Consider the following 565-nt stretch of genomic DNA (forward strand, 5'->3'; position numbering starts at 1 on the left):
TCCGGCGCCGAGTCGGGCGGCGAGCGCGTCGCCCGCGACGACCTCCTCGAGCGGTCCGCGCCGATGCGCGGCCGGGTCGAGCGGGTCGGCGCCGAACGGGAGGTATCCGATCTCGCCCGCCGCGTTGCCGGCGCCCGGCACGAGGGCGCGGTCGAGCACGAGCCCCATCCCGATGCCCGTGCCGATGGAGATGAACGCGAAGTCGTCGTGGTGGACGCCGACGCCGGCGGCGAGTTCGCCGAGCGCTGCCACGTTGGCGTCGTTCTCGAGCACGACGGCGCAGCCGAGTGCGAGTCGCAGTTCGTCCGCGAGGCTGAACGAGGCGAGATCGCCGAGGTTGGGTGCGAGGTCGAACCCGCCGTGCGGGTGGGCGGGGACCCCTGCACCCCCCACGCCGATCGCCCGCACCGCGTCGACCGGCGACGACACGGCGGCGGAGAGTCCCTCCACGAGTCCGACGATCTGGCCGACGAGCGCTCGCCCGCCTCCGGCTTCGGTCGCCTCCTCGGCCTCGACCAGCGCGGCGCGCGCCCGCGGCCCGTCGCTCGCGTCGAGGGCGGCGATG

At 75.9% G+C, this 565-nt stretch carries 1 protein-coding gene; it reads right to left on the reverse strand.

Going from position 1 to position 565, the window contains the following annotated elements; translation table 11 throughout:
- On the reverse strand, positions 1-565 hold a 565-nt coding region (locus tag ESO86_RS18380; RefSeq protein ID WP_165308452.1), incomplete at both ends, for an ROK family protein.

The sequence above is a fragment of the Agromyces binzhouensis genome (assembly GCF_004135055.1).
Classification (GTDB): domain Bacteria; phylum Actinomycetota; class Actinomycetes; order Actinomycetales; family Microbacteriaceae; genus Agromyces; species Agromyces binzhouensis.